The 3,277-nt window shown below is 62.2% G+C and carries 3 protein-coding genes; all 3 read right to left on the reverse strand.

Annotated features, from left to right (window positions below; translation table 11 throughout):
- On the reverse strand, positions 1 to 1,491 hold a 1,491-nt coding region (locus QZ522_RS18690; RefSeq protein ID WP_294615154.1), incomplete at its 3' end, for a cobaltochelatase subunit CobT.
- 110 nt (positions 1,492 to 1,601) lie between these two features.
- Positions 1,602 to 2,588 (reverse strand): cobaltochelatase subunit CobS, encoded by a 987-nt coding sequence (gene cobS / locus QZ522_RS18695; RefSeq protein WP_294615156.1) that lies wholly within the window; start codon positions 2,586 to 2,588, stop codon positions 1,602 to 1,604.
- Between the two features lie 139 nt (positions 2,589 to 2,727).
- The coding region (locus tag QZ522_RS18700; protein WP_294615159.1) for an NAD-binding protein at positions 2,728 to 3,277 on the reverse strand (550 nt) is incomplete at its 5' end.

A 3,277-nucleotide genomic window follows, 5' to 3' on the forward strand; every position in this document is an offset into this window, starting at 1 on the left:
CAGGCCAAGATTGTCCCGCGTGCGGCGCATCGGGGAATCGGCGGACTTATAGATGATATGGCGCAGATCATTCAGGCGGCCGGGCAGTTGCGGGCGCCCTTCGGCAAGCCATGCCTCGCGGCTTTGCCCGCCTTTCCATGCGCGGGTGGTAAAGCCGAGGATCTCCACCTTGACGCTGCACCGCTCAAGCGTGCGGGCCAGAACATCGGCGCAGATTGCCGCAATCGAAATGGGGCGCCCGCGCATCGAGCCGGAGTTGTCCAGCAAAAGCGTCACCACGGTGTCCCGAAACTCGGTGTCCTTTTCGACCTTGAATGACAGCGGCATGGTCGGATTGGCCACGACCCGTGCCAGACGGCCGGCATCAAGAATGCCCTCTTCGCGATCAAACTCCCAAGAGCGGCTTTGCTGGGCCTGAAGGCGGCGCTGAAGCTTGTTGGCCAAGCGGCTGACCGCGCCCTTGAGCGGTTCCAGCTGTTGATCAAGATAGGCGCGCAGGCGTTCAAGCTCGATCGGGTCGGCAAGGTCTTCGGCGCGAATTTCTTCATCAAAAGCAGTGTTGTAGACGGTATAGTTCGGGTCGGCATCCGAGATCGGCTGCGGCGCGGGCGGCTCTAGCGGGGCCTCGCCATCGGGCAGGTCGGTCTGCTCGTCCATCTCGTCGTCGGACATGTCGTCCATGCTGACTTGGGCCTGCGAGGCGTCCTGCTGTTCGTCCTGGCTGCGCTCTGCTTCGGCCTCGGCTTCGTTCTCGTCGCTGTCCTCGTCGCCGGAGCTTTCCTGTTCGTCCTGCTCTTCGCCGGTTTCTTCGGCTTCGTCCTGATCTTCGTCATCGGCGGTGTCGGGATCATCGCCAAGCTGATCGCCATAGCCGAGATCCTCGATGATCCGGCGGGCGAATTTGGCGAAGGCGCCCTGATCGGCAAGGATGTCCTGCAGGTTTTCGAGCGTGCCGCCAGCCTGTTCTTCGATGAAACCACGCCAGAGATTCATCACGTTCTGCGCCCCTGCGGGCATATCGCGCCCGGTGGCGAGGTGGCGGATCAGGTAACCGGCGGCGGCGGGCAGGGGCGCATCGGCGGTCGAGGTGATCTGCTCATAGCCAAGACGCTGAGCATCGGCGGCAATCTTGGAATCGATGTTGCTGGCGGTGCCGGGCATGTCGCGGGCGCCCACGGCCTCGCAGCGGGCGGTTTCCATCGCCTCGTAAAGCTCGCGGGCCATGTCGCCCGGCGGAGCATAGCGCGCATGCAGCCCCTCGTCGTGAAACTTGTGGCGCAGCGCAAGCGCATCGGCGGTGCCACGCGCCAGAAGCACTTCTTCACGGGTCATCCGGCGGCTGACCTGCGGCAAGCGCACCGCATCGCCCGAAATACCGGCGGGATCCACCGAATAGCTGATCGTCAGATCGCAATCGTCCGCCATCACCTTGGTGGCGTTGGCAAGCGCCTTCTTGAACGGATCGGCGGGGTTGTCGGTGGGTTTGTTCATGACGCGGTTTCCAGATCCTTCGGGCTGCTCCTGTCTGTCGCGAGGTGCTCGTCACCCCGGGCGGGCTGCCTCGCGAGGCCGGCCCGCAAGGGACAGACGAGCAACGCGCCTCAGGTGACGCTTACATTTGCCGCGCTTTCCGGCAGTTCCTCGTCAAAGCAGCGCTGATAGAACTCGGCCACGGTCTGACGCTCAAGCTCGTCGCATTTGTTGAGGAAGGTCAGGCGGAACGCATAGCCCACATTGCGGAAGATCGAGGCATTCTGTGCCCAGGCGATCACTGTGCGCGGGCTCATCACGGTCGAAAGTTCGCCGTTCATGAAGGCCGTGCGCGACAGGTCGGCAACGGTCACCATGCGGCTGACGGTCTTGCGGCCCTCGGCGGTGTTGTAGAGCGGGTTCTTCGCGATCACGATGGCGGTCTCGGCGTCATGGCTGAGATAGTTCAGCGTCGCCACCAGGCTCCAGCGGTCCATCTGGCCCTGGTTGATCTGTTGCGTACCGTGGTAAAGCCCGGTCGTGTCGCCCAGACCAACCGTGTTGGCGGTGGCGAAAATCCGGAAATAGGGGTTCGGCGTGATCACCTCGTTCTGATCCAGAAGCGTGAGTTTGCCATCGGCCTCAAGTACACGCTGAATCACGAACATCACATCGGCACGCCCGGCGTCGTATTCATCAAACACGATCGCCGTGGGATTGCGCAGCGACCAGGGCAGGATGCCCTCGTGGAATTCGGTCACCTGCACCCCGTCGCGCAGCTTGATCGCGTCCTTGCCGATAAGGTCGATCCGGCTGATATGGCTGTCAAGGTTCACCCGCACCGTGGGCCAGTTCAGACGCGCCGCCACCTGTTCGATATGGGTCGATTTCCCGGTGCCGTGATAGCCCTGAATCATGACCCGGCGATTGTGCGAGAACCCTGCCAGAATGGCCAGCGTGGTATCGGGATCGAACTTATAGGTGCTGTCCAGGTCCGGCACACGGTCGGTGCGCGTGGCAAAGCCTTTTACGATCATATCCGTGTCGATGCCGAAAACTTCGCGGACGGAAATCTCTTCTGTGGGTTTCGCGTTCATGTCGATCGTTCCGTCAGCCATTTTCCGGGTCCTTCCGTCGGGTCGTTACGGGCTATGTGGTGCAACATATCGCGGCAAAGGGCAAGGGGAAGGGCCAACATATAGCTGGCCATACCCGCAATCTTGTCTGGCCTTATCCGGCCGGTGCCCGCGCGCTGTTTCAGCTGTGTCCGCGTTTCTCGAATCGAGGCAGCATCGCGCTGAAATCGCGGCCTTTTCCATCCTCCTCCTCGACGAATTGCGCATAGAGATCGCAGGCCGCATGCCCGAGCGGCGTATCGGCATCCGCCGCCTGTGCCGCCTGTTGCGACAGACGCAGGTCCTTGAGCATCAGCTCAGACGCAAAGCCAGGCTGGTAGCCATTGTCGGCCGGAGACTGCGGGCCAACACCCGGGGCCGGGCAGTAGGCGTTCATGGTCCAGCTGTAGCCAGAGGAGGTAGAGACCACGTCAAACATCGACTGGCGATCCAGTCCCAGCTTGTCAGCGAGAGCAAAGGCCTCGCAGGTGGCGATCATGGTCACGCCGAGGATCATGTTGTTGCAGATTTTGGCTGCTTGACCGGCGCCCGCGTCGCCGCAATGCACGGCTTTTTGGCCCATGATGTCAAACAGAGGATCGGCCTTGGCAAAAGCGTCTTTAGAGCCACCGGCCATAAAGGTCAGCGTACCACCTGCTGCGCCCCCTACGCCGCCGGACACCGGCGCATCC

The sequence above is a fragment of the uncultured Roseovarius sp. genome, assembly GCF_913054395.1.
Lineage (GTDB): Bacteria > Pseudomonadota > Alphaproteobacteria > Rhodobacterales > Rhodobacteraceae > Roseovarius.

What these genes read in the sequence shown, in the direction of transcription:
- cobS (WP_294615156.1), bottom strand. Translation starts at nt 2,588, where the DNA reads ATGGCTGACGGAACGATCGACATGAACGCGAAACCCACAGAAGAGATT.